The sequence below is a fragment of the Kribbella sp. ALI-6-A genome, assembly GCF_001984195.1.
GTDB lineage: Bacteria > Actinomycetota > Actinomycetes > Propionibacteriales > Kribbellaceae > Kribbella.
On record NZ_MTQN01000010.1, the window covers coordinates 584387 to 609295 of the forward strand.

Genomic DNA, 24909 nt, shown 5'->3' on the forward strand with positions numbered 1-24909 from the left:
GTCCGGGGCGACGTCGTGGCCGAGGCATGCTGAGGCGCCGGCGACTGATCGCATCGACGATGGTGGTGGCGGCAGTGGCCGCCGGGTGCGCGGACACCGCGCCACAGGCCTCGTCCGGCCCGCCCGCGAAATCCCCGTCCGGTACGCCGACGGCGAAGCCGAGCGAGCCGGACCCCACCACCATGCTGTCGCCGAGGGTCAAACCGCCGTCCGCCGCGCCGGTGACCAGGTCCTTTCCGGCGAAGCTGCCGAACGGCGAACCGCCGCTGTTCGTGGTCGTCTCGTTCGACGGCGCCGGCGACCTCGCGCTCTGGTCGCACTGGCGCAAGATCGCCCAGCAGGTCGACGCGCGGATGACGTTCTTCCTGTCCGGCCCGTACCTGTATCCCGAGTCCCGCAAGACCGACTACAAACCGGCGTACCACAACCCCGGCGCCTCCGACATCGGCTGGGCCGTGCCGGACAACGCGGTCGAGCGGGCCACCGTGCTGCGCCGGGCGATTGCCGAGGGCCACGAGATCGGCACCCACGCGAACGGGCACTTCTGCGGCAAGAACGGGATCGAGCGCTGGTCGGTCGCCCAGTGGAAGGCCGAGTTCGTTGCCTTCGACAAGATGGTCGAGACCGGGCCGTCACTGGCCGCGGGCAAGCCGCTCGCCGCGCCGTTCGATCCGTCCACGGTGAAGGGCATGCGCACGCCGTGCCTGGAGGGCAGGCGGCCGGCGTACCGGCAGGTGATGCGGCAGCGCGGCATGCTGTACGACGCGTCCGAGCCCGGGTACATCGCCTGGCCGAAGAAGAAGGACGGCGTCTGGGACTTCCCGCTGCAGTCGGTCGAGCTGGCCGGCACGGGCAAGAGCACGCTGACGATGGACTACAACCTCTGGTACAGCCAGACCAAGGCCCGCAAGGCGCCGCTCGCGCACGCGCCGAAGCTGAAGGCCCAGGTGCTCGCGACGTACCGGCAGGCGCTGGCGCGGTCGCGGGCGGGCAACAACCCGCCGCTGTTCCTCGGCAACCATTTCAACCGGTGGAACAACAGCGTCTACTCCGACTCGCTCACGACCTTCGTCCAGGAGACCTGCAAGCAGCCCGACGTCCGCTGCGTGAGCAACGTCGAGCTGATCGCCTGGCTGACCAAGTACGGCGTCCCTAAAGGCTGAGGTAGCCGAACCCGGTCTGCCACGTCCCGCCGGCCTTGATCCGCTCGACGATCAGCCGCTGCAGCGCGGTGTCCTGCGGGAACTCGTCCAGCTTGCCGAGGTCGTGGCTGCGGAAGGTGAAGAAGATCGCGCTGTCCTGGGAGTCGTACGGTTCGCCGTACGGCGTGAAGCGGCGGCCGAAGCGGACCATGTTCGAGTCCTGCGGCAGGTGGTCGAGCAGGTAGGGGTCGATCAGCCAGGAGCCGAGCGTCGCGGTCTTCACCGGGTGCTCGGGGAAGTGCTCGGCGAAAAACGCGCGGGCCTGGTCGAAGCTGTCGTCGACGGACTCCGGCGTCAGCGGACCGGTCTCCGGGATGTGCACGCCGAGCACCCACTCACCGGGCTCGACACCGGGCACCGGGTGGGCGTCGGGCACCGGGTGGATCAGGAACTGCAGCCGGCCGAGCGCGTACAGGGCGCCGGTCCAGTACGTCGTCACCCACCAGTGCGTCTCGAGCCCGAACGATCCGTGCGTGCGCCGGTGGACCTTCAGTTGCTGACCGAGATCGGCGAGCGTGGCCCAGCTGATCTCGTCGCTGATCCCGCGCTCCTGGTGGTAGCGGCGGATGTCCGGCAGCGTCTCCAGGTAGGCCGCCAGTGAGACCATCGGGTCGTCCGGCGCCTCCAGCTCACCCTCGACCGGTACGCCGCCGATCGCCTTGCGCAGCTCCTCGGCGAAGCCGGCGACCAGCGCCGGGTCGACGTCCAGTTTCTCGGTGTCGGCCTGGTCCTCGGCACTGAACCCCAGCAGTCGGTACTCGTCAGCAGTCGTCACGCGTCCAGCATGTCAGATTGTCACGGCGTGCCGTCTCCGGCCGGTGCCGACTGCCACCGGCCGGAGGACGGGTCAGCGCCGGTACTTCGCGTCGACGTAGACCAGGGCGTCGCCGACGGCGCGTTCGGCGCCGGACGGGCGGTTGACCAGGGCACCGTTGACGGCCATCGCGGTGGAGCCGCCGCCGTCGAGGTTCATCGCGTTGTGCAGGCCGAGTGCCTTGGCCAGGGCGGCGGACTCGCCCATCGTCGTTCCGACACTGGTGGTCTGCCGGCCGTCGACGGTGACGAACACGAGCTTGCCGTCCTTGGTGGTGCCGGCGATGGTCCGCGGGTTGCGGTCGTTGAAGCTGCCGCCGGTCGGCTGCTCGACGACCTCGCCGTCGCGGACCAGCAGGCCGCGGCCGGTCACGCCGTACAGGCTGTTGCGGAGGGCAACCTTCTTGCCCTGCTCGTCGCGCACGGCCAGCGAGGTGCTGACACAGCCACCGGCGAGGGTCTGGAAGACGGCGACGGTGTCGTGGCCGGTGGCCTGCACCGAGGTCTGGCCGGCGGTCAGCGCCGTACCGCGGGTGGTGGCGGTGCGCACGACGCAGCCGCGCTGGTCGAGCACGACCTCGATCCCGGCACCGGCCGGCGTCGAGGCGGCGAACTCGGGCGTGAACAGGACGACGTCACCGGCGGCGGTGCAGTCGGTCTGGTCGGCCAGTGCCGTACAGGCGGCGGGCACGACCGGCGGGTGGTTGACGAACTCCAGCGGCAGCACCGCCTCGGTCTTCTTGTTCTTGAGGCTGCCGGTCCAGCTCAGGTGCCCGATCAGCGCCTTGCTGGTCTTCGCGTCGACCACGAAGTTGGTCTCGGCCGGGTCGGTCAGCGGCTCGCTCAGCAGCTTGCCGTCGAAGATGCCCAGGCCGACCGGGTCACCGGGGTACTGCTGGCTGGCGGTGAAGGTGAAGAACGACGCGTTCACGCCGGCCAGCGCGCCGGCGCCGCGGACCAGGTCGGTGGTCTTCTCGGTCCGGGCCAGGTCCGGGCCGTACGTCGCCTTGACGTGGCCCTTGGCCTCGTCGGGATCGACGGTGAGCACGTTGATCGACCACGGACCACGCGTGGTGGTGTTGATCTGGTCCGCCGGCGCCGGCTCGGTGCCGCGCACGATGCGGGTCAGACTGACGCCGTCGGTCAGGGTCTGGGAACTGCGGGTCTCGGTGAGGTTCTGGTCGCCCAGCGGCAGCGTCAGGCTGCCGGCGGCGCTGGCGCCGGCCGGGGCGATGCTGAGACCGGCGATCGCGGCCAGCAGGACAGCACCGGCCGCGGCGACGCGCGGTCGTACGGAAGAAGTCATGCCGTGCACTCAACTCGACCGGAGAAAACTTTCGGCCGATTTGGTTGACCGGTAAGCAACTTCCGCATGACGCTTCGGGGGCGTCAGGCCGCCGCGGTGTCGATGTGCCGGGCGAGCACCAGGTCGTCGTCGGTGATGCCGCCGGCTTCGTGGCTGGAGACGCGGAAGGTGATCGTGGTGTAGCGGATGTCGATGTCGGGGTGGTGGTTCATCGACTCGGCCAGCTGGGCGACCGTGGCCACCAGCCGGATCCCGTCCAGGAAACTCTCCTTCTGCACGCTGCGGACCAGCGCGTTGTCCGCCACCTTCCACTCCGGAAGCAGGTCGCGGATTGCCGCGTCGATCTGGTCGTCGGTCAGCAGCTCAGCCATGCGGCACACTCTAGCGGTGAACGCGCGGCACTCTGGCCGAGGTGAGCAGGGCGGCCAGCGCCAGGGCGGCGGACGTGGTGATGATGGCGCCGAAGACCCAGCCGGTCGGGTGGTCGGCGTTGACGGCGAGCAGCGTGCCGAAGAGTGCGAAGACCGCCGCGATGCTCATCGTGCCGGCCATCTGGGCGGCGCTGCTGTTGCGGCCGGAGTTCGTCGCGTCGGACAGGTCGAGGGTGAGGACGGAGACGCTGGAGGAGTTGAGGCCCATGCCGATTCCGGCGATCGCCCAGCAGATCAGACCGGGCCAGGTGGTGGAGGTCCACGCCAAGAGCGACGTACCGGTGATGCCGAGGGTCATCAGGGCGAGGCCGGTGCGCAGGACGGTCAGACGGTCGAGCCCGTGGTCGCGTCCCTGTAGCCAGGAACCGACGGCCCAGCTGACGCCGGTGATCGACAAGGTGACGCCCGCGCGGGACGGGCTGAAGTCGTGTAGCAGCGTGAGGAGCAGTGGGAGATAGGCACCGGCGCCGGCGAACGCCGCACCGCCGAGGCCGCGGACCGCGACGACCGCCGGGAAGCCGCGCCGTGCGACGAACGTGCCGGCCGGCATCACCCGTACGGCGGCGACGGCGAGCACGAGCAGACTGACCGGGATCGCGACCCAGGCGGCGATCGCGTGCGCCTCGAGCTGGTCGCCGGCCCAGGACAGCGCGAACAACGCGACCGAAGCGGCGAATGCCCAGGGCAACAAAGCACGCGCGGCGGCGAGCGCGTCCGCGTCGCGACCGGCGGTGGGTTCGTCGGCCCCGCGATCCGCGGCGCCGCCGGCGTCGGTCGTCGGGTTCGCGATCAGGCGCAGCGCGGGACGAAGGCACAACCAGCTCGGCACCAGCAGGAGCAGCGCGCCGAGAAACACCCAGCGCCACCCGACCTGCTCGGTCACCAGTCCGGTCAGCACCGGACCGACCACCGACGGCAGGATCCACATCGCGGCGAACAACGAGAACATCCGCGGCCGCAGGGCGGCGGGCAGCGCACGCGCGACCAGGACCATCAGCGCGACGTCGAGCAGTCCCTCGGCGAAGCCGCTCAGCAGCCGGCCCCCGATCACCATCGGCATCGACTGCGCCGTACCGACCAGGAGCTGCGCGAGCGCGAACGTGATAGCGCCCGCCCGCAACGCGGCGACCGGGCCCCGTCGGTCCGCCCACAACCCGGCGATCGCGAGCGACACCAGGTACGACGCGTTCGGGGCCGCGTTCGCGAGCCCGAAGCTGCTCAGCGCGTCGAACTCACGGACCATCGTCGGCAGCGCCGTACCGACAGCGCGGTTCTCGAAAGCGGCCAGGGTGACCAGGCCGACCACGCCCAGCACGAGCGCGAGGTGCTCGCGACCGAACAGCCGGGCAGGGGCTTGCACTGCGTGCTCCGAAGACATGCGCCCGATCCTCAATGCTCAAGCCTGCTTGAAGTCAAGGGCGTTGTGCCTCCGGCAGCCGGAAGATCAGCACCAGCACCCGGAGGACGAGCACCGCGCAGATCACCAGCAGGTTGTAGCCGAAGAGCTGGAACAGCGTCATCGACTCGGTCACCTGCGGGCCGCCCGGCGTACCGAGCAGGAGGACGGCCATCACGCCGGCGGTGGCGCCGAGAATCGCCAGCAGGGCTTGGTGCAGCATGGCGGTGACGTGCCGCCGGTCGCGTTCGTCGGCGAACAGGCGGACGTTCAGGCCGAGCCGGCCGGATTCGGCGGCCGCGGCGATCCGGTCGATGCGGCGGGGCAGCCGGCGCAGCATCGGGAGCAGAGTGGCGAGCTCCTCGGTCGCCGTACGGCGGAGGGCGTCCGGAGCGAGCCGGTCCGTCACGTGCGCGGTGGCGAACTGCCGGGAGGCGGCGATCAGGTCGAAGCCGGGGGACAGCCGCGAGATCGTGCCCTCGATCGTGGCCAGGGCGCGGAAGACCGCCGCGACCTCGGGCGGGACGCCGAGTCCGTGCACGGTGATGATGCGGAACAGGTCGTTGAACAGCGCCGGACCGAGCGCGGCGCCCGCACCGAGATGCCGGGCCATGAACTGGCCGACCGCGCGTTCGAGCGCGTGCTCGTCGACCACGTCCGGCCGGTCGACGATCTCCAGCAGTGCGTCCGTGGCGGCGACCGGGTCACCGTGGTCGACGCCGAGCAGGAACCGCTGCAGGGCTTCCCGCGTGGACGGATCGAGGCGGCCGACCGAGCCGAGGTCGAGCATGCCGAGCCGGCCGTCGGCGAGCAGCAGGAAGTTGCCCGGATGCGGATCCGCGTGGAAGACGCCGTCGATCGCGACCTGGCTCAGCAGGCAGTCGAACAGCACCCGCGCCAGCCGCGCGCCGTCCTGTCCCCGCTCGGCCAGGACGGCGGCAGCGCTGCCCAGCCCGACCCCGTCCAGCCGTTGCATGGTGAGCACCCGATGGGTCGACAGCCGCGGATGCAGCTCCGGTACGACGACGTCGGCGTTCGTGGCAACCGCCCGGCCGGCCGCGACGGTGGCCATGTTGCTGGCCTCGACGGTGAAGTCGAGCTCCTCCATCATCGCGTCGGCGAATCCCTCGGCCAGCGCGCGCACGCCCATCGACCGGCCCCAGTCGGTGTTGCGCTCCAGCATCCGGGCCAGCCGGCGCACGATGTCGAGGTCGCGCTGGACCAGCGCGGTGATGCCCGGGCGCTGGACCTTCACGACGACGTCCGCGCCGGTGTCGGCCAGCCGCGCGGTGTAGACCTGTGCGACCGACGCGGCGGCCAGCGGCTCGGTGTCGAAATCGGCGAAGATCTGGTGCGGGTGGGCGCCGAGCTCCTCGGTGAGCGCCTGCTCGACCTCCGGCCAGGGCGCGGGGGAGACCTGGTCCTGCAGGCGGCTGAGCTCGGCCGCGACCGACGCGGGGATCACGTCGCTGCGGGTGGACAGCACCTGGCCGAGCTTCACGAAGGTGACGCCGGCTTCGTCCAGTGCCAGGCGCAGGGAGCGAGCGAGGTCGGCCTGCCCGGCGGCGTCCTCGCGGCCGGGGCGACGGCGGCCGCGCAGGTACGGGCCGAGACCACGGCGTACGGCGATGCGCAGGATCTGCAGGTACCGGCGGGTGCGGGAGATCCGGCCGCCGACGTCGCGGCGCAGATCGCGCACCCGCGGCAACGAGCCGGTCGGGACGAGCGCCTCGGACAGCACCAGAAAGATCAGCCCGGTGAGCATCGAGCAGATCGCGGTCAGCCCGAGGTACGCCGCGGCAGCGCCGGTCGAACCGGTCCAGGGCAACGGGCCGACCAGGGCGTTCATCACGGGGCTGAAGATCACCAGCGTGAGGAACGCGCCGATCGCCAGCCGGCCCAGCCCGAACCGCACACCGAGCAGGCGCTGGGACACCGGCACGAAGATCACCATGAAGATGACGAGGTTGACCAGGCCGATCAGCAGGACGTCCATGCCGAGCACCCTAGAAGACAGAACGTGGCGAATGTCTCACCCGCACAGGTGAAGCAGATCCCCCACAAGAGTGAACCGCCCCCGAGCCGGCGGGCTCGGGGAGGGGAAGGCGGGAGGGGTCAGCGCAGCGGCGGGATCGTGAGCGAGCGCGGCGAAGCGTCCGGGGCGGCCGCCGCCTCCCCACCCCCAACGCAGCAACCCCCGGGCCGCGGAGCGGGCCGGGGGTTGCTGCGTCACGATCAGCTCAGGCGCGGCGGCGGATCTTGTTGCCGAGCCAGACGATCGGGTCGTACTTGCGGTCGGCGACGCGCTCCTTCATCGGGATCAGCGCGTTGTCGGTGATCTTGATGTGCTCGGGGCAGACCTCGGTGCAGCACTTGGTGATGTTGCAGAAGCCGAGCCCGTGCTCCTCCTGGGCCGCCTTCTGCCGGTCGGCCGCGTCCAGCGGGTGCATGTCCAGCTCGGCGATCCGCATCAGGAACCGCGGCCCCGAGAAGGACTCCTTGTTCTCCTCGTGGTCACGGATCACGTGGCAGGTGTCCTGGCACAGGAAGCACTCGATGCACTTGCGGAACTCCTGCGAGCGCTCGACGTCGACCTGCTGCATCCGGTACTCACCGGGCTTGAGGTCGGCCGGCGGCGTGAAGGCCGGCACCTCGCGGGCCTTGGTGTAGTTGAACGACACGTCGGTGACCAGGTCGCGCAGCACCGGGAAGGTGCGCATCGGCGTGACCGTGACGACCTCGTCCTCGGCGAACGTGTTCATCCGGCACATGCACATCAGCTTCGGCTTGCCGTTGATCTCCGCGCTGCACGAACCGCACTTGCCGGCCTTGCAGTTCCACCGGACCGCGAGATCCGGCGTCTGCGTGGCCTGCAGGCGATGGATGACGTCGAGCACGACCTCGCCCTCGTTGACCTCGACCTCGTAGTCCTGCAGGTCGCCGCCCTCGGCATCCCCGCGCCAGACGCGGAACTTGCCCTTGTACGTCATGCCGGCAGTTCCTCCTCGGTGAGGTACTTCTTCAGCTCGTCGAGCTCGAACAGTTCGAGCAGGTCGTCCCGCATCGGGATCTGGTCCTTCTTCGTCACGTCCACGCTGCCGTCGGCGTTCAGCCGGCAGACCAGCAGCAGCTTGCGCCACTCCGCGTCCATGCCCGGGAAGTCGTCGCGGGTGTGACCGCCGCGGGACTCCTCGCGCTCCAGCGCCGCCTTGGCCACGCACTCCGACACGGTCAGCATGTTGCGCAGGTCCAGCGCCAGGTGCCAGCCCGGGTTGAACTGCCGGTGTCCCTCGACCGTCATCTTCGCGATCCGGCCCCGGAACTCGGCCAGCCGCGACAGCGCCTGCTCCATCTCCTCGGCCTTGCGGATGATGCCGACCAGGTCGTTCATCGACTGCTGCAGTTCCTGGTGGATGGTGTACGGGTTCTCGCCACCCTCCAGCTCGAACGGCGCCAGCGCCTCGGCGGCCGCCGCATCGACGTCGGCCTCGGAGATCTTCGGCCGGTTCGCGCCGAGCGAGTCCAGGTACATCGCGGCGCCCATGCCGGCCCGCCGCCCGAACACCAGCAGGTCGGACAGCGAGTTGCCGCCCAGCCGGTTCGAGCCGTGCATGCCACCGGCAACTTCCCCGGCCGCGAACAGACCCGGTACGACGGACGACGCGGTGTCCGGGTCGACCTCGACGCCACCCATCACGTAGTGACAGGTCGGACCGACCTCCATCGGCTCGGCGGTGATGTCGACGTCGGCCAGTTCCTTGAACTGGTGGTGCATCGACGGCAGCCGGCGCTTGATCTCCTCGGCGGGCAACCGGGTCGACACGTCCAGGAAGACCCCGCCGTGCGGCGTACCGCGACCGGCCTTCACCTCGGAGTTGATCGCGCGGGCGACCTCGTCGCGCGGCAGCAGTTCCGGTGGGCGCCGGTTGTTGTCGGCGTCCTTGTACCAGCGGTCGGCCTCTTCCTCGGTGTCCGCGTACTGCGCCCGGAACACGTCCGGCACGTAGTCGAACATGAACCGCTTGCCCTCGGAGTTGCGCAGCACGCCGCCGTCACCGCGGACCGACTCGGTGACCAGGATGCCCTTCACCGACGGCGGCCAGACCATGCCGGTCGGGTGGAACTGGATGAACTCCATGTTGATCAGCGTCGCGCCGGCCCGCATCGCCAGCGCGTGCCCGTCACCGGTGTACTCCCAGGAGTTCGAGGTGACCTTGAACGACTTGCCGACGCCGCCGGTGGCCAAGATGACCGCCGGTGCGTCGAACAGGATGAAGCGGCCCGACTCACGCCAGTAGCCGAAGGCGCCGGAGATCGCGTCCCCGTCCTTCAGCAGTTCGGTGATCGTGCACTCGGCGTACACCTTGAGGTTGGCCTCGTAGTCGCCGGTGGCCTGGAAGTCCTCCTGCTGCAGGGAAACGATCTTCTGCTGCAGGGTGCGGATCAGCTCCAGCCCGGTCCGGTCGCCGACGTGCGCGAGCCGCGGGTAGGAGTGACCGCCGAAGTTGCGCTGGCTGATCCGGCCGTCCGGCGTACGGTCGAACAGGGCGCCGTAGGTCTCCAGCTCCCAGACCCGGTCGGGGGCTTCCTGCGCGTGCAGTTCGGCCATCCGCCAGTTGTTCAGGAACTTGCCGCCGCGCATCGTGTCGCGGTAGTGAACCTGCCAGTTGTCGTTGGAGTTCGCGTTGCCCATCGCCGCCGCGCAGCCGCCCTCGGCCATCACGGTGTGCGCCTTGCCGAACAGCGACTTGCACACGATCGCGGTGCGCTTGCCCTGCTCGCGGGCCTCGATCGCCGCCCGCAGGCCGGCGCCGCCGGCGCCGATCACGACGACGTCGTATTGGTGTCGTTCCAGCTCAGTCATAAGTCTGCAGAGTCCCGAATCAGTTGGTACCGCGTCAGTTGAACAAGCGCAGGTCGGACAACCAGCCGGCCGACAACGCCATGATGTAGAAGTCGGTGAGGATCACGGTGAACAACGAGATCATCGCGAACGTGCCGTGCTTGGGGTTCAGCTTCGACACGAAGGTCCAGTACCGGTAGCGCAGCGGGTGCTTGGAGAAGTTCTTCAGCCGGCCGCCGACGATGTGCCGGCAGGCGTGGCAGGACAGCGTGTACAGCCACAGGAAGACCAGGTTGATCCAGATGATCACCGTGCCCAGGCCGATGCCGAAGCCGCCGTCCTCGCCGTGGAAGGCGAGCACCCCGTCGTACACGTTGAGCACACCGAAGATCAGCGCGCCGTAGAAGAAGTAGCGGTGCAGGTTCAGCGCGACCAGCGGGAACTTGCGCTCACCGGTGTAGCTCTTGTGCGGCTCCGGGACGGCGCAGGCCGACGGCGCGAAGAACAGCGAGCGGTAGCCGGCCTTGCGGTAGTAGTAACAAGTGCCGCGGAAGCCGGCCAGCACCGCGAAGGTGATGATGCTGAACGGGATCACCCGCGGGAACTCGCCGAACCAGGTGCCCAGGTGACTCGACCCGGGCACGCACGACGCGGTGACACACGGCGAGTACAGGGGAGTGAGGTAGTGGTGCGCGTCGACCCAGTACCACTTGTTCATGAAGATCCGGACCGTCGCGTAGACGACGAAGAAGGCCAGGATCACGCCGATCCGCAGCGGCGCCAGCCACCAGCGGTCGGTCCGCAGTGTCTTCTGCCCGATCTGTGCGCGACCGGGACTGTTCACACCAATAGCCATCAGGGCGCGCGCCGGTCCGGTGCTCCGAAGCCTTCGTGCTCCGCGTCTGTCCACATGGACGCGTCATACTCCACGTCGGGGATCTCCTCGAGTTCCTCCGGAACTGGTCCGGGTCTGTGCCGTGGGTCGGGCGGGCCGAGCTCTGCGAGGTCGTCGCTCAACCGGGCCACGTCGGACACCAGCCGGCGGATGCCGAGGGTGTCGCCGTACTCCTGGCTGAGCTTGCCGACACACCCGTGCAACGCTTCGAGTGCGCGCTGCACAGCGGCCACGCTGCTGCTGCCGTCGCCCATTCCGACTCCAGTAATGGTTTTGTCGCTGTCAGTATGGGCACACTTTGCCCCCGCTCGGCGCACAACGGAAGACCCGTCGGTACGGCGTGTTTCTAGTTAGGTTGCCCTTTCTTGCCGACCGCGCCGAGGTGGAGTAAAGGGACGTGTCCCGCCTTCAGTACAACGCGATCGAGGCCGCCGTGTCCTGTTTGTGCGCGCCCTGCCCCCAGATCCCGAACCCGCCTGGCACAGTCACCCCCATGGACAGACAGGTGGTCGTCGGCGTGGCGATCGTTGACGACGGGCGGGTGCTGGCCGCGTTGCGGCCGGGCGCCGAGGGCGGGTGGGAGTTTCCGGGCGGCAAGGTCGAGCCGGGCGAGTCCGACCAGGCCGCCGCCGTCCGCGAGATCGAGGAGGAACTCGGCGTGCGGATCACCGTCGGTCAACCCCTGGAGGGTGAACAACCCATTGGGGACAAATATGTTTTGCGGGTCTACCTGGCCGAACTGGCCGGTCACGACTGGTCACCAACACTGCGCGAGCACGCCGAGATCCGCTGGGTGCACGCCGCTGACCTGCGAACTCTCAACTGGCTGCCGGCCGACCAGCCGTTTCTGGCCACGCTGCGTGACCGGCTGGTGGCTGCTGAGTGATCAGTCACGATTCAGCGACAGGGTGGCCCGTCCCGTGGCGTCCACACTGCGAGATTTGTAGGGTTCCGGCCAGGCCGCGAACAACATTTCGCTCGACCGGGAAGGCTTGGCGAAACACATGACTCTGGGAGCAACCGAAGCTTCCCCGCCCGACGGCGGACTCCCCTCTGAACACATCGCCGAGACGGCCGAGGCGAAGCAGATCGAAGGCCGTTCGCTCGGGCAGATCGCCTGGGCCCGGCTGAAGAAGGACAAGGTCGCGCTGATCAGCGCGACCTTGATCCTGCTGATCATCGCGATCGCGGTGCTGGCGCCGCTGATCGTGAAGATCTCCGGCTTCCCGCCCGACCAGCCGAACTTCAAGGACAGCAACGGCAACGACCTGCTGGACACCCAGCTGGGCGGTATTCCCGCCGGTGGTCTGTTCGGCAGCGGGATGAGCTCCGAGCACTGGCTCGGCGTCGAGCCGCAGAACGGCCGCGACGTGTTCGCCCGTCTTGTGTACGGCGCCCGCGCCTCGCTGCTGGTCGCCCTCGGCGGAACCGTCGTCGCCGTCGTACTCGGTACCGTCGTCGGCATGGTGGCCGGCTACTTCCGCGGCTGGGTCGACGCGCTGCTCAGCCGGGTGATGGACATCCTGCTCAGCTTCCCGACCCTGCTGTTCATCCTCGCGCTGACGCCGGTGATCGCCGACCGGGCCCAGTCCACCTTCGGCATCCCGGACAACAACACGCTGCGGATGGGCGTGCTGATCTTCGTGCTCGGCTTCTTCGGCTGGGCCTACCTGGCCCGGATCGTGCGCGGCCAGACGCTGTCGATCCGCGAGCGCGAGTTCATCGACGCGGCCCGTTCCCTCGGCGCCGGCCCGGGCTACGTGATCTTCCGGCAGATCCTGCCGAACCTGATCCCGACCCTGCTGGTCTACGCGACGCTGATCATCCCGACCTACATCACCGCCGAGGCCGCGCTGTCGTTCCTCGGGGTCGGCGTCAAGGAGCCGACCGCGTCGTGGGGCCGGATGATCTCCGACGCGTCCAACTGGTACGAGGGCAACCCGCTCTACCTCTTCTTCCCTGGCGCGATGCTGTTCATCACAGTGCTCGCCTTCAACCTGTTGGGTGACTCGGTGCGCGACGCGCTCGACCCGCGAGCCGGACGGAGCTGACCGAAGCCGTGTTCAACTACATCGTCCGCCGTCTGCTGCAGATGGTGCTGATCCTGTTCGCGATCAGCGCGATCACCTTCTTCCTCTTCTGGGCGACGCCCGCCAACCCGGCCCTGCTGATCTGTGGCAAGGACTGCAACACCGAGCGAATCGCCGAAGTCAACGCGTCGTACGGGTTCGACGACCCGCTGATCGTCCAGTACGGCCGGTACATGAGCGGGCTGGTCAACCCGGGCGGCCGCGAGCTCGGCAGCGAGGGTTCGCAGGAGCACTGCTCCTGGCCGTGCCTGGACCGTTCGCTGCAGAACGGCCTGCAGGTCACCGACTCGATCGCCGACGCGATCGGCCCGACGTTCTGGCTGGCCACCGGGGCCGCCGTCCTCTGGCTGGTCTCCGGCGTGCTGCTGGGATTGCTGGCGGCGCTGCGCAAGGGCAAATGGCTGGACAAACTCAGTGTCGGATTGGCGTTGTTCGGTGTTTCGTTCCCAACGCTGGTCCTCGGCTATCTGCTGGTGTTCGTCTTCATCGTGAAGGGCGGGTTACTGCCCTATCCGGACCAGGCGAACTCCAGTCCGTCGGCCGGACTGGTGCCGTTCTTCCAGTTCTACATCCTGCCCTGGGTGACGCTGGCGCTGGTGAACGCTGCCCTGTACACCCGGCTCACCCGGGCCAACATGATCGACACGATGAACGAGGACTTCATCCGGACCGCCCGGGCCAAGGGCCTGGGCGAGCGTCAGGTGGTCTTCAAGCACGGCCTGCGCGCCGCGCTGACCCCGATCGTCACGATCTTCGGTCTCGACCTGGGCGCCCTGCTCGGCGGTGCCGTGATCACCGAACGGATCTTCAGCATCCAGGGCCTGGGCAAGCTGTCGATCGACTCGGTGCTCGGCAACGACCTGCCGGTGGTGATGGGCGTCGTCCTGGTCGCCGCGTTCTTCGTGGTCTTCGCCAACATCGTGGTCGACGTGCTGTACGCCTTCATCGACCCCCGGGTCCGGCTCTCATGAGCAAGATGGTGCTTTTGGCAGTCAGCATTGATACGAGCATCCGGATGGAGCCGACACTGTGAGCACGACCGCATCCACCGAGCCGGTGCAGCCGTCCGGCGCGCGGGACGCCAGCGCGTTCCTCGAGGTCCGCGACCTGCACGTGCGATTCCCCACCGACGACGGCCTGGTCCGTGCGGTCAACGGGCTGAGCTTCTCGCTCCAGCCCGGTGAGACGCTCGGCATCGTCGGTGAGTCCGGCTCCGGCAAGAGCGTCACCAGCCTGGCGATCATGGGCCTGCACAAGGGCAGCCGGGCCCAGGTCGAGGGTGAGATCTGGCTGGACGGCGACGAGCTGGTCTCGATGCGCGTCGAGGAGATGCGCCGGCTGCGCGGCAACAAGGTCTCGATGATCTTCCAGGACCCGCTGTCGGCGATGCACCCGTTCTACAAGATCGGCGACCAGCTGGTCGAGGCGTACCTGGTGCACAACGACGTGTCCAAGGCGGTCGCCAAGAAGCGGGCGGTCGACATGCTGGACCGGGTCGGCATCCCGTCGCCGGCCAGCCGGTACCACGACTACCCGCACCAGTTCTCCGGCGGGATGCGGCAGCGCGCGATGATCGCGATGGCGCTGATGTGCGACCCGCGGCTGCTGATCGCCGACGAGCCGACCACCGCGCTGGACGTCACCGTGCAGGCCCAGATCCTGGACCTGATGAACGACCTGCAGAAGGAGTTCAACTCCGCGATCATCATCATCACCCACGACCTGGGCGTGGTCGCGCAGATGGCCCAGAAGCTGGTGGTGATGTACGGCGGCCGGGTGGTCGAGGCCGGCGACGTCCGCGACATCTTCTACCGGCCCGAGCACCCCTACGCCTGGGGCCTGCTGGGTTCGATCCCGCGGATCACCGGCGGCGGTGACCGGCTGAAGTCGATCAAGGGCTCACCGCCCTCGCTGATCAACCTGCCGACCGGCTGCCCGTTCCACCCGCGCTGCGACTTCCGCGACAAGGTGCCCGGCGACGCCTGCGTCACCGACGTACCGGAGCTGCTGCAGATCGGCGGCACCCCGCACGCGGCCCGCTGCCACATCCCCAGCCCGGAGCGGCAGCGGTTGTTCACCGAGCAGATCAAGCCGGCCCTGTGAGCCCGGCCAGTCGAGGAGACGACGTGACCACCACCTCCACCCCGAAGTCGACCGGGCGGGCGACGGCGTTCTCCGAGCGCACCAACCCGGTGCGCGGCGAGGTGCTGCTCGAGGTCGAGGGCCTGCAGCGGCACTTCCCGGTCACCCAGGGCATCGTCTTCCAGCGCCAGACCGGCGCGGTCAAGGCGGTCGACGGGATCGACTTCCAGTTGATCGCCGGAGAGACGCTCGGCCTGGTCGGCGAGTCCGGCTGCGGCAAGTCGACCACCGGGCGGCTCGTCACCCGCCTGGACGAGCCGACCGGCGGCAAGATCACCTTCCAGGGCGCGGACATCACGCACCTGAACCGGCGCCAGATGCGGCCGTTCCGGCGCGACGTGCAGATCATCTTCCAGGACCCGTTCTCGTCGCTGAACCCGCGGCAGACGGTCGGCACGATCATCGCCGCGCCGTTCGACATCCAGGGCATCAAGTCCGAGGGCGGCACCAGGAAGGCGGTCCAGGACCTGATGGCCCGGGTGGGCCTGAATCCTGAGCACTACAACCGCTACCCGCACGAGTTCTCCGGGGGTCAGCGGCAGCGGATCGGCATCGCCCGGGCGCTGGCGCTGCGGCCGAAGCTGATCGTCTGCGACGAGCCGGTGTCGGCGCTGGACGTGTCGATCCAGGCCCAGGTGGTGAACCTGCTCGACGACCTGCAGGACGAGTTCGACCTGACGTACCTGTTCGTCGCGCACGACCTGTCGGTGGTGCGGCACATCTCCGACCGGGTGGCGGTGATGTACCTGGGCAAGATCGTCGAGATCGCGGCCCGCGACGAGCTGTACAACCACTCCCGTCATCCCTACACCCACGCCCTGCTGTCGGCCGTTCCCGAGCCCGATCCCGACGCGGTCAAGCGCCGCGAGCGGATCCGGTTGACCGGTGACGTGCCCAGCCCTCTGAATCCGCCGACCGGGTGCCGGTTCCGCACTCGCTGCTGGAAAGCGCAGGACGTCTGCGCCGAGCAGGAACCGCCGCTGGTCCAGATCGGAGCTCCCGGCCACTTGGCCGCCTGTCACTTCCCGGAGGAACGCGACGTCGTCTGACAGACACAGACGGTTACAAACGGTCTCTGTATCGCGTGGAAGTCGTCACGATCCGGTGACGGCCCCGAAGAACCGTTGAAGAGATGTCGAGGTCATGAGTAGATGACCGGCATTCCAGTCACCAGGGCAGCCGTGACCCGGCGTCCCGATGGAGGAAACAGAAAGAAGGATGGCATGACACACGCCAAGCGCGCCGGATCCGTGATCGCCACGGGTCTGGCCCTGACCCTCACGCTGGCGGCATGCGGCGGGGGAAACAACGACGACGGCGCCGGCGGCGAGAGCTCGGAGCAGGGGGCGAAGGGTGGCATCGTCACGGTCTACCACGCTTCGGACTTCGAGCACCTGGACCCGGCCCGTGCGTTCGTCACTGACACCGGCATGGCCGGTCAGCTCCTCTACCGCACACTGACCGCGTTCGATTGGGACGCCGAGACCAAGAAGGTCGAGCTGGTCGGTGACCTCGCCGACAAGTGGGAGAAGTCGGCCGACTTCAAGACCTGGACCTTCACGCTGAAGGACAATCTGAAGTACGAGGACGGCTCGCCGATCACCACCAAGGACATCAAGTACAACGTCGAGCGGTCGTTCTCCGCCGACCTGTCCGAAGGTGCGCCGTACGGCAAGGACTACCTGGACTGCAAGGGCTACAAGGGTCCGTACTCGCCGGCCGGCAACAACGGTGGCAAGGGCTGCACCGCGATCGAGGTCCCGGACGACAAGACGATCGTCTTCAAGCTGAACCAGGCCGTGTCGGAGTTCGACATGACCGCGTCGATGAAGATCTTCGCGCCGACGCCGCAGGCCAAGGACACCAAGACCCAGTACGACAACCGGGTGTGGTCCTCCGGCCCGTACAAGGTCAAGAGCTACACCCGCAACAAGACGCTGGTGCTGGAGCGCAACACCAACTGGGACCAGGCCACCGACCCGCTCCGGACCGCGATGCCGGACGGTTTCGAGTTCAAGTTCGGTGACGACGAGGCGATCGTCGACCAGCGCCTGATCGCCGGCACCGGTGCCGACGCCAACTCGCTGAGCTTCTCGCCGGTCCAGCCGCAGAACCTGTCCAAGTTGACCCAGGCCAACGTCAAGGACCGGATCATCGAGGGTACCGACACCTGCCGCCGCTACATCGCGTTCAACCAGCAGAAGCCGCTGCTGAAGGACCAGAAGCTGCGCGAGGCGCTGTACTACGGGTTCGACAAGACCGCCTACCTCACCGCGCGTGGTGGCGAGCGGCTGAACAAGCCGGTCGACTCGATCGTGCCCGAGAGCCTCGAGGGTTACCGCAAGAACCCGCTCGAGGTCCCGCCGACCGGTGACATCGAGAAGGCGAAGGCCGCGCTGGCCGCGTCGAGCTACAAGGGCGAGAAGCTGCAGCTGGGCGCCTCCGACGCGACCGACATCTCGATCAAGGCCGCGGAAGCCGCTCAGGCCGCGTGGAAGAAGATCGGTGTCAACGTCGACATCAAGAAGATCCCAGGTGACAACTACTACTCGACGCAGCAGAACGACGCGTCGGCGACCGACCTGGTCACCGCCGGCTGGTGCCCGGACTGGCCGTCGCTGTCGACGATCGTTCCGAAGGTGCTCGGTCCGGACAACACCGCTCCGGGCAAGGCAGCGCAGAACAACTACGGCCGCTCGACGATCGGCTGGGACAAGATGAACGAGATCCCGAAGATCGCCGACCAGAAGGAGGCCACCAACGCGTGGGCCGACGTTCTGGACGAGGCCATGGCGGCGTACCCGCTGGTCCCGGCCTCCGCGGACAACAGCATCTACGTCATCGGCGGCAACCTCACCAACACGTCGGCCAACTCCGACATCGGTGGTCTGCCGGACCTGACCAAGATCGCCCTGAAGAAGGTCGGCTGATCTCGAGCAGGTAGCAACTAGCTGAACCCAGGGGCGGCACCGGACCACCGGTGCCGCCCCTGGCACGTTCCCGGGACGGACGAGCTAGGCGATGCCGAGCAGGTCGCGCAGCTCGGCGGTGCCGTGCGCGTTGTGCTGCTCGCGGATGGACAGGGCGATCCGCCACTCGCGCCGGGCCTCGGGCAGCCGGCCCTGGAGATGGCGGACCTCGCCGAGCGACTTGCGGATATCGGCCTCGCAGAGCCAGTCGCCGTACTGGCCGGCGATCGCCAGGCCTTCGCTCTGGTGGGCGACGGCGGCGTCGAGATCGCCCTGGGCCAAGCGAAGCTTGCCCAGCTCGTTGAGGACCTGGGCCTGCTGCACGGTGGCTCCGGCCCGGCGGTAGAGCTCCAGGCTCTGCTGGAGGTTCTCGGTGGCCAGGTCGTACCGGCCGGCCTCGCGGTAGGAGACGCCGATGTTCTGGGCGATCATGCCGCGGTAGCGCTCCTGACCGGGCTCGACCAGGAGGTCGAGGGCTTCGGCGAAGTGGCGCTGGGCGGTCTCGGTGGCGCCGGTCTTCAGGTAGAGCATGCCGAGCGCCAGGCAGGCCCATGCCGCGCGCGGCGGGATGCCCAGGCGCAGGCCGATCTCACGCGCGCGTTCGGCGTACGGGATGCCGTCGGCGGTGCGGCCGATGCGTTCGAGCACGTGGCTGAGGCTGCTCAGGCAGAGCGCCTGCAGATTGCCGTCGCCGGACGCGTCCGCTGCCTCGATCGCCCGGCGCAGCGGGGTCAACGCCTGCTGGTACTGGTCCAGCTCGGCGTGGGCTGCCCCCAGGTCGTGCAGGACGAGGCCCTCGGCGATGCGGTCGGGTCCGCCGCTGACCAGCCGGAGTACGGCCTCGTTGACCTGCAGCCAGTCGAGCCACGCACGGCGAAGGGCGTAGTACGTGTTGAGCCCGATGGCCACCTGTACGGCGAGCTCCGGCTGCTCGGTCGTCGCATGCTGGATGGTGGTCACCAGACCGGAGCGCTCGGCGTCCAGCCAGCTGAGCACGTCCTCCTGGGTCAGCAGGTCGTCAGCGCCCTTCAGCCACTCCTGGTCGAGCCAACGCTCCCTGGTGACCCCGTGGCCGGCGTACTCACTGGCTCTCCAGACGACGGCCGAGATCCGCTTGAGCCACCGCGTCGTCGCGGCCAGCCGGTCCTCGCGGGAGAGCGTGTGCTCGGCGAACTCCCGGGCGGCGACCCGTACGAGGTCGTGCAGCCGGTACACCCGCGGTGCGGGAGTGGTCAGCAGGTGGACGTCCACCAGCCGCTCCAGCACGATCTCGGCCTCCGGCTCGGGGCTGTCCGACAGCGATGCGGCCAGTGCGGACGTCAGGTTCGGGCACTCGGCCAGACCGAGCAGCGCGAACATGGAGACCGCCTGGACGTCGATCGGGTCGTCGCTGCCGGCCAGCTGCTCGATGGAGAGCACCAGCGTCGCCCGTACGCCGGAGTCGTCGAGCTGGAGCTCGTCCAGCCGGCGCCTGCCGTCGGCGAGCCGGTCAGCCAGGTGCGCGACCGGCCAGGACGGCCTGGAGGCCAGCCGGGCGCCGGCCATCCGGATCGCGAGGGGCAGACCGCCGCACTGGCGGACGACCTCGGCGCATTCGTCCTCCGGGGCGTCGGGACGGCCGGAGATCCGGCGCAGCATCTCGATCGCCTCGTGCAGGGGCGGTTCGCCCAGCTGGTAGTGGCGACCGCCCAGCCCTGCCATGCTGCGGCGACTTGTCACGACGGCGGCACAGCCACCCGCTCCGGGAAGCAGGTGCCGTACCTGCTCGTGGTCGGCGGCGTTGTCGAGCAGGAGGACCAGCCGACGCTCCGCGAGCGCCGTACGGAACCGGGCCGAGGCAGTCGGGAGATCGGCGGCTGGAGTCTCGCCCAGGTCCTCCAGCAGATAGGTGAGAGCTTCCAGTGGGTCCAGCGGCGGACCCAGCCCGAACCCACGCAGGTCCAGGTACAGCTGGCCGTCCGGGAAGTGAGCGGCCACCTCGTGGGCCACGTGAATGGCCAGAGTGGTCTTCCCGATCCCGCCCATGCCGGTGATCGCAGTGACGCTCACACCCGGGCTGTCGATCAGGTACCGGCTCAGCTCGGCCAGCTCCTGGACTCGGCCGGTGAAGTCACCACTGGCGAACGGCAGCTGCCGCGGCGAGACCGCCGGGGGAGCAGGCTCTGCCGGCGCCGGGCGGTCCGTCTGCCCGCGTCGGGAGGCCGCGGCGACCAGTGCGGCCTGCTGGTCAGGGTCCAGGCGCAGGGCGTTCGCCAGGGCGCGGACAGTGGCCGGCTGGGGGTATTTGCGGGTCCCGCGCTCCAGGGTGCTGATGGCCTGCACGCTGATCCCGGACACCGTCGACAACTCGTCCTGCGTGAGGCCGGCCGCCGTACGGTGCCGGCGCAGCAGGGCCGCGAACTGCGACTCCACGCTCGCCTCACCCCTCACGATCGGCACTTTGTATGGGTGAACTGTATGGGTTGTACCTGGTGAGCGGTCTGGACCGGCACAAGAATGGACTGCGCTGGACCGATCTGGGGAGGAGATACGGATGTCGGTTTACCAGGCTGTCCCTGTGGTGCGAATGGAGGATTTCGCACCGGAGGTCGTCTGCGAGGTGTACGAGCTCGGATCGCGGCGGCAGGCACCGTCGGCGGCCAAGGAGCTGACCACCCGGCAGGTGACGATCGGCCGGTTGATGGCGACCGGCGCCAAGGACGCCGCGATCGCGCGGCAGCTCGGCCTGTCACTGCGTACCGTCCGGTCGGAGATCAGCGCGCTGATCGCCGGGCTGGGGGCGCGGTCGCGGTTCCAGGCCGGGTGTCTGCTGGTCCGCCGCTTCGGCTGAGACCGGCCGGTGACGGGTCGCGATCTGGTGGTGGCGGCCCGGCCCCGGCGGTCGGCCTACGTCGCCCGGAAACTGTCCGGCCCCCGACGTAGGCTGACCGCATGAGCGACCTTGCTGACCGCCGGCTGTTGCTGGTGCACGCCCATCCCGACGACGAGACGATCAACAACGGCGCCACGATGGCGAAGTACGTGGCCGAGGGGGCCCACGTCACGCTGGTCACCTGCACGCTCGGTGAGGAGGGCGAGGTGCTGGTGCCGGAGCTGGCGCACCTGGCCGCCGACCAGACCGACGGGCTCGGTCAGCACCGGATCGGTGAGCTGGCCGCCGCGATGCAGGAGCTCGGCGTCACCGACCACCGCTTCCTCGGCGGCCCCGGGCGGTACCGGGACACCGGGATGATCTACGACGAGTCCGGCAACGCCGCCGTCCCGCCGGACACCCGGCCGGACAGCTTCTGGCAGGCCGACCTGGTCACCGCGGCCAACGACCTGGTCCAGATCATCCGCGAGATCCGCCCGCAGGTCCTGGTCACCTACGACGAGTGGGGCAACTACGGCCACCCCGACCACATCCAGGCCCACCGCGTCGCGACGTACGCCGCCTCGCTGGCCGCGGCTCGCTCGTACCGCGAGGACCTCGGCCCGGCCTGGGACGTCGCCAAGATCTACTGGACGGCGATCGCCGAGACCTCGATGCGCGAGAGCCTGCGCCACCTGCGCGAGTCCGGCGACACCACCACCTTCGAGGGCATGGACCCCGACGGCCCGATGCCCCCGATGATCACGCCGGACCGCCTGATCGACTGCGTCGTGTCGGCCGAGGGCTACCTGGACCGCAAGATGAACGCGATGAAGGCGCACGCCACCCAGATCACCGTCGACGGACCGTTCTTCGCGCTCTCCAACAACAACGGCCTGGAGATCTGGGGCGACGAGGCCTACCGCCTGGTCAAGGGCACCGCGGCCCCAGGCCCCGACGGCGTGGAAACGGACCTGTTCGCCGGCTTGTGAGTGACCGGAGCCACACAGTGGGTTGAGACGTCAGCTTCCGGTGGGTCTTAGGCTGCTGTGGTGACCCCGGACTCCAGTCGCAGTGTGGTGCCGGAGGAGTTCCGTGCGGTGCTGGGGCGGTTCGCCTCCGGTATCACGATCATGAGCACGCTGCAGGGCGGTGTCGCGCACGCGATGACCGCGAACGCGTTCACCTCGGTGTCGCTGGAGCCGCCGCTCGTGCTGGTCTGCGTGGACAAGGGCGTGCGGATGCACGAGGCGGTGCTGTCGCGGGGTGACTGGGCCGTGTCCGTGCTGGCGGCCGGTGATCGCGCGGTGGCGGAGCGTTTCGCTCGGTCGGGACGGGATCTCTACAGCCAGTTCGACGGGATCGACACGGTGCCCGGGCCGAAAACCGGCTGCCCGGTGATCGCCGGGGCGCTGTCGTGGCTGGAGTGCCGGACCTGGGCGACCTACGACGGCGGCGACCACACGATCGTGGTGGGTGAGGTGCTCAGCCTCGGGACCGGCGATGACCCCGGAGCTTTGATCTACTACGCGGGGCAGTACCGGGACCTCCGGGGCAGCTAAGGGCTTCCCGGGGCAGATCCGACGGCGGAACCGGCGTGCCCGGTCGCGTACGATAGGCCGTCTGTCGTCTGGTTCGAGCAGGAGGACTCTGTCCGGTGGGGAGAAAACAGCTCGCGGGGATCATCGCCGCGGCCGGGTTCGGAGTGCTCGTCGTCGGGTACGGCGTGGCGTTCGCGCTGACCGGTGACAAGGTGCCGAGCAACACAACGGTGCTCGGGATCGACCTCGGCGGTCTGTCCGAGGACGACGCCAAGGCGAAGTTGCAGGCGGGGGTCGAGGACCGGCTCTCGGTGCCGATCAAGCTCAAGGCCGGCGGTTCGACGTACCAGGTGAAGCCGGGCGACGCCGGGCTCAGCCTCGACGTGGACGCGACCGTCGCCGAGGCCGGTGCGGGCCGCAGCCTGAACCCGGCCCGGATGTGGCAGGTGATGACCGGCGGTGACGCGGTCGCGCCGGTGGTCACCCGGGACGAGGGCAAGCTGAAGGCGGCCGTCGAGCGGCTCGCCGAGCAGGTCAACCGCCCGGCCACCGAGGGCACGATCACGTTCCCGGACGCGAAGGCCGTTCAGCACGCGCCGGCCGACGGGCTGCAGCTCGACAACGCGAAGGCCACCGAGACCGTGGTCTCCGGTTTCCCCTCCGACGGCAACCCCAAGGACCTGCCGGTCAGCGTGACCAAGCCGCAGGCCGGGACCGAGGCGATCAGCAAGGCGATGAAGGAGTACGCCGAACCGGCGATGTCCGGGCCGATCCGGCTGACCGTCGGGGACAAGGGCGTGAACCTGACCCCGGCCGAGCTGGCGCCGGCGCTGAAGCTGGTCGCCAAGGACGGCAAGTTCACCCCGAGCCTGGACGCGAAGAAGCTCGAGCCGCTGTTCAAGAAGCGGTTCAAGAACCTGGAGACGCTGCCGAAGGACGCCGGCATCCAGATCGTCGGCGGCCGGCCGCAGGTGGTGCCCGCGGTCGACGGCGAGATCGTCGCCCGGGACAAGGTCGTGCCGGCCATCCTGTCGGTGCTGCCCAAGCCCGAAGGCGAGCGCAAGGCGGCGGTCGGCCTGGCCAAGACCAAGGCCGAGCTGACCACCGAGGCGGCGCAGGCGCTCGGGATCAAGGAGGTGATGGGGCAGTTCACCACCAAGTTCCCGCACGCGGAGTACCGCAACGTCAACATCGGCACGGCGGCCCGCAAGATCAACGGCACCCTGCTCAAGCCGGACGAGACGTTCAGCCTGAACAAGATCGTCGGTGAGCGGACCAAGGCGAACGGCTTCACCGAGGGCAACATCATCAACGGTGGCAAGTTCGTGCTGGACCTCGGTGGCGGTGTCTCGCAGTCGGCGACCACCACGTTCAACGCGGCGTTCTTCGCCGGCCTGAAGGACGTCGAGCACAAGGCGCACAGCGTCTACATCAACCGGTACCCGGTCGGCCGCGAGGCGACCGTGGCCTGGCCGTCGGTGGACCTGAAGTTCAAGAACGACTCCGGGCACGGGGTGTTCGTGCAGACGCTGTTCACGGCCTCGACGCCGGGCAACCAGGGCAGCATCACGGTGAAGATCTGGGGCACCAAGGTCTGGGACATCACCGCGGGCCAGTCCGCGCGTTACAACTTCCGCGCCCCGGGCCTGGTCTACAGCCAGGAGCCCGGCTGCCGCCCGCAGGCGCCGACCGGTGGGTTCGACATCAAGATCTACCGCTACTTCTCGAAGAACGGCCAGCGGGTCAAGACCGAGTCGTTCACCACGAACTACAACGCCGCCGACGACATCCGCTGCGGCCCGAAGCCGGGCACCACGCCTCCGCCGAGCACGCCGGACGCCCCGCCCACCCCGGGCCAGACCAAGCCGTCCACCACCACTCGCCCGCCGAGCTGAACTCGGCTGTCACCCGAAGGCCGCCTGGATCACTCCAGGCGGCCTTCGCCGTCCAGGGACAGAGTCAGGCTTGGTGCAACTCATGCAGTTCTTCAGCGATCTGGTGGAAGAGGACCTCGCCGATGACGGCCCCCTCGCGCCGCACCGCTGACGGCGTCACCCGCAGGACCCGGTCCAGCCGCACCTCGCTGTTGCGGCCGTCCTTGTCCCACGGTCCGCTGCCGATGTCCAGCCACACGCGCCCCCAGCGGGCCTCGTCGGCGGCGTCGCGGTCGTGGTCCTTGCTGGTCAGGATCAGCGCCAGCAGGTACGGCCCGTCCGCGCCGACGACCAGCACCGGCCGGTCCTTGCCCCGGTGGTGGTCCTCCTCGAACGGCACCCAGGTCCACACCACCTCGCCCGGGTCCGCCACCCCGTCGTCCGGGTGCGGCGTGTACTCGACCCGCACGGGTCCCTCGTAGTCCCCGGGATACTCCGGCCGCTCGGCCACGTGGTCCGCCATGCGCCCGACGATAGGCGATGCCCGCCGACCGCC

The 24909-nt window shown here is 69.0% G+C and carries 22 protein-coding genes; 11 read left to right on the plus strand and 11 right to left on the minus strand.

The window, feature by feature from the left end; translation table 11 throughout:
- The first annotated feature begins 26 nt into the window (after nucleotides 1-26).
- On the plus strand, nucleotides 27-1163 hold the full coding sequence (locus tag BWI15_RS17150; RefSeq protein WP_077015403.1) for a hypothetical protein: 1137 nt from the start codon (nucleotides 27-29) through the stop codon (nucleotides 1161-1163).
- Here the strand turns inward: BWI15_RS17150 and BWI15_RS17155 are convergent.
- From BWI15_RS17155 to BWI15_RS17195, 9 genes are all read right to left on the minus strand, one after another.
- On the minus strand, nucleotides 1153-1977 hold the full coding sequence (locus tag BWI15_RS17155) for an acyltransferase domain-containing protein (RefSeq protein WP_077015404.1): 825 nt from the start codon (nucleotides 1975-1977) through the stop codon (nucleotides 1153-1155). The two genes, BWI15_RS17150 and BWI15_RS17155, sit on opposite strands and share 11 nt — an antisense overlap.
- A 72-nt stretch (nucleotides 1978-2049) precedes the next feature.
- Complete coding sequence (locus BWI15_RS17160) at nucleotides 2050-3321, minus strand: phosphodiester glycosidase family protein (protein WP_077015405.1); 1272 nt, start codon at nucleotides 3319-3321, stop codon at nucleotides 2050-2052.
- A gap of 83 nt (nucleotides 3322-3404) precedes the next feature.
- Nucleotides 3405-3692, minus strand: coding sequence for a 4a-hydroxytetrahydrobiopterin dehydratase (locus tag BWI15_RS17165; RefSeq protein ID WP_077015406.1), 288 nt, complete (start codon nucleotides 3690-3692; stop codon nucleotides 3405-3407).
- Between the two features lie 10 nt (nucleotides 3693-3702).
- The gene (locus BWI15_RS17170) at nucleotides 3703-5130 is read right to left on the minus strand and encodes an MFS transporter (protein WP_077015407.1); all 1428 of its coding nucleotides are present in this window, start codon (nucleotides 5128-5130) and stop codon (nucleotides 3703-3705) included.
- Nucleotides 5131-5164: 34 nt separating this feature from the next.
- Nucleotides 5165-7144, minus strand: coding sequence for an ABC1 kinase family protein (locus tag BWI15_RS17175; protein ID WP_077015408.1), 1980 nt, complete (start codon nucleotides 7142-7144; stop codon nucleotides 5165-5167).
- Nucleotides 7145-7388: 244 nt separating this feature from the next.
- Nucleotides 7389-8138, minus strand: coding sequence for a succinate dehydrogenase/fumarate reductase iron-sulfur subunit (locus BWI15_RS17180; RefSeq protein WP_077015409.1), 750 nt, complete (start codon nucleotides 8136-8138; stop codon nucleotides 7389-7391).
- Entirely contained in the window at nucleotides 8135-10012 is a 1878-nt protein-coding gene (locus BWI15_RS17185) for a fumarate reductase/succinate dehydrogenase flavoprotein subunit (protein WP_077015410.1), read from the minus strand. Before BWI15_RS17185 ends, BWI15_RS17180 begins: the two co-directional genes overlap by 4 nt.
- Nucleotides 10013-10046: 34 nt before the next feature.
- The gene (locus BWI15_RS17190) at nucleotides 10047-10835 is read right to left on the minus strand and encodes a hypothetical protein (protein ID WP_237771315.1); all 789 of its coding nucleotides are present in this window, start codon (nucleotides 10833-10835) and stop codon (nucleotides 10047-10049) included.
- An 11-nt stretch (nucleotides 10836-10846) separates the two neighbouring features.
- Nucleotides 10847-11140: a hypothetical protein gene (locus tag BWI15_RS17195; RefSeq protein WP_077015412.1), complete on the minus strand. Its 294-nt coding sequence runs from the start codon at nucleotides 11138-11140 to the stop codon at nucleotides 10847-10849.
- Nucleotides 11141-11379: 239 nt separating this feature from the next.
- Here BWI15_RS17195 and BWI15_RS17200 point away from each other — a divergent pair, with 239 nt between their 5' ends.
- The 6 genes from BWI15_RS17200 to BWI15_RS17225 all read left to right on the plus strand — a co-directional run bounded on the left by BWI15_RS17200 (nucleotide 11380) and on the right by BWI15_RS17225 (nucleotide 18048).
- The gene (locus BWI15_RS17200; protein ID WP_077015413.1) at nucleotides 11380-11772 is read left to right on the plus strand and encodes a (deoxy)nucleoside triphosphate pyrophosphohydrolase; all 393 of its coding nucleotides are present in this window, start codon (nucleotides 11380-11382) and stop codon (nucleotides 11770-11772) included.
- A 118-nt stretch (nucleotides 11773-11890) separates the two neighbouring features.
- Nucleotides 11891-12937 carry an ABC transporter permease gene (locus tag BWI15_RS17205; protein ID WP_083750823.1) on the plus strand — a complete coding sequence of 349 codons (1047 nt, stop codon included), beginning with the start codon at nucleotides 11891-11893 and terminating at the stop codon, nucleotides 12935-12937.
- Between the two features lie 8 nt (nucleotides 12938-12945).
- Complete coding sequence (locus tag BWI15_RS17210; protein WP_193432168.1) at nucleotides 12946-13947, plus strand: ABC transporter permease; 1002 nt, start codon at nucleotides 12946-12948, stop codon at nucleotides 13945-13947.
- Between the two features lie 58 nt (nucleotides 13948-14005).
- Nucleotides 14006-15079, plus strand: a complete 1074-nt coding sequence (locus tag BWI15_RS17215) for an ABC transporter ATP-binding protein (RefSeq protein WP_077015414.1) — start codon at nucleotides 14006-14008, stop codon at nucleotides 15077-15079.
- Nucleotides 15080-15102: 23 nt separating this feature from the next.
- Complete coding sequence (locus BWI15_RS17220) at nucleotides 15103-16167, plus strand: dipeptide ABC transporter ATP-binding protein (protein ID WP_168197330.1); 1065 nt, start codon at nucleotides 15103-15105, stop codon at nucleotides 16165-16167.
- Between the two features lie 174 nt (nucleotides 16168-16341).
- Nucleotides 16342-18048, plus strand: a complete 1707-nt coding sequence (locus BWI15_RS17225) for an ABC transporter substrate-binding protein (protein WP_077015415.1) — start codon at nucleotides 16342-16344, stop codon at nucleotides 18046-18048.
- A gap of 84 nt (nucleotides 18049-18132) precedes the next feature.
- On the opposite strand, the gene BWI15_RS17230 is transcribed toward BWI15_RS17225, so the two are convergent.
- Nucleotides 18133-20517 (minus strand): XRE family transcriptional regulator, encoded by a 2385-nt coding sequence (locus BWI15_RS17230; RefSeq protein WP_237771316.1) that lies wholly within the window; start codon nucleotides 20515-20517, stop codon nucleotides 18133-18135.
- A 103-nt stretch (nucleotides 20518-20620) separates the two neighbouring features.
- Between BWI15_RS17230 and BWI15_RS17235 the strand changes: the two genes are divergently transcribed.
- The 4 genes from BWI15_RS17235 to BWI15_RS17250 all read left to right on the plus strand — a co-directional run bounded on the left by BWI15_RS17235 (nucleotide 20621) and on the right by BWI15_RS17250 (nucleotide 24374).
- Nucleotides 20621-20917 carry a response regulator transcription factor gene (locus BWI15_RS17235; protein WP_083750826.1) on the plus strand — a complete coding sequence of 99 codons (297 nt, stop codon included), beginning with the start codon at nucleotides 20621-20623 and terminating at the stop codon, nucleotides 20915-20917.
- A 101-nt stretch (nucleotides 20918-21018) separates the two neighbouring features.
- On the plus strand, nucleotides 21019-21930 hold the full coding sequence (gene mshB, locus BWI15_RS17240; RefSeq protein WP_077015418.1) for an N-acetyl-1-D-myo-inositol-2-amino-2-deoxy-alpha-D-glucopyranoside deacetylase: 912 nt from the start codon (nucleotides 21019-21021) through the stop codon (nucleotides 21928-21930).
- 60 nt (nucleotides 21931-21990) lie between these two features.
- The gene (locus tag BWI15_RS17245) at nucleotides 21991-22500 is read left to right on the plus strand and encodes a flavin reductase family protein (RefSeq protein WP_077016042.1); all 510 of its coding nucleotides are present in this window, start codon (nucleotides 21991-21993) and stop codon (nucleotides 22498-22500) included.
- 95 nt (nucleotides 22501-22595) lie between these two features.
- Nucleotides 22596-24374 (plus strand): VanW family protein, encoded by a 1779-nt coding sequence (locus tag BWI15_RS17250; protein WP_077015419.1) that lies wholly within the window; start codon nucleotides 22596-22598, stop codon nucleotides 24372-24374.
- Nucleotides 24375-24438: 64 nt separating this feature from the next.
- Here BWI15_RS17250 and BWI15_RS17255 read toward each other — a convergent pair whose 3' ends face one another.
- Complete coding sequence (locus BWI15_RS17255; RefSeq protein ID WP_077015420.1) at nucleotides 24439-24876, minus strand: type II toxin-antitoxin system PemK/MazF family toxin; 438 nt, start codon at nucleotides 24874-24876, stop codon at nucleotides 24439-24441.
- Between the last annotated feature and the right edge of the window lie 33 nt (nucleotides 24877-24909).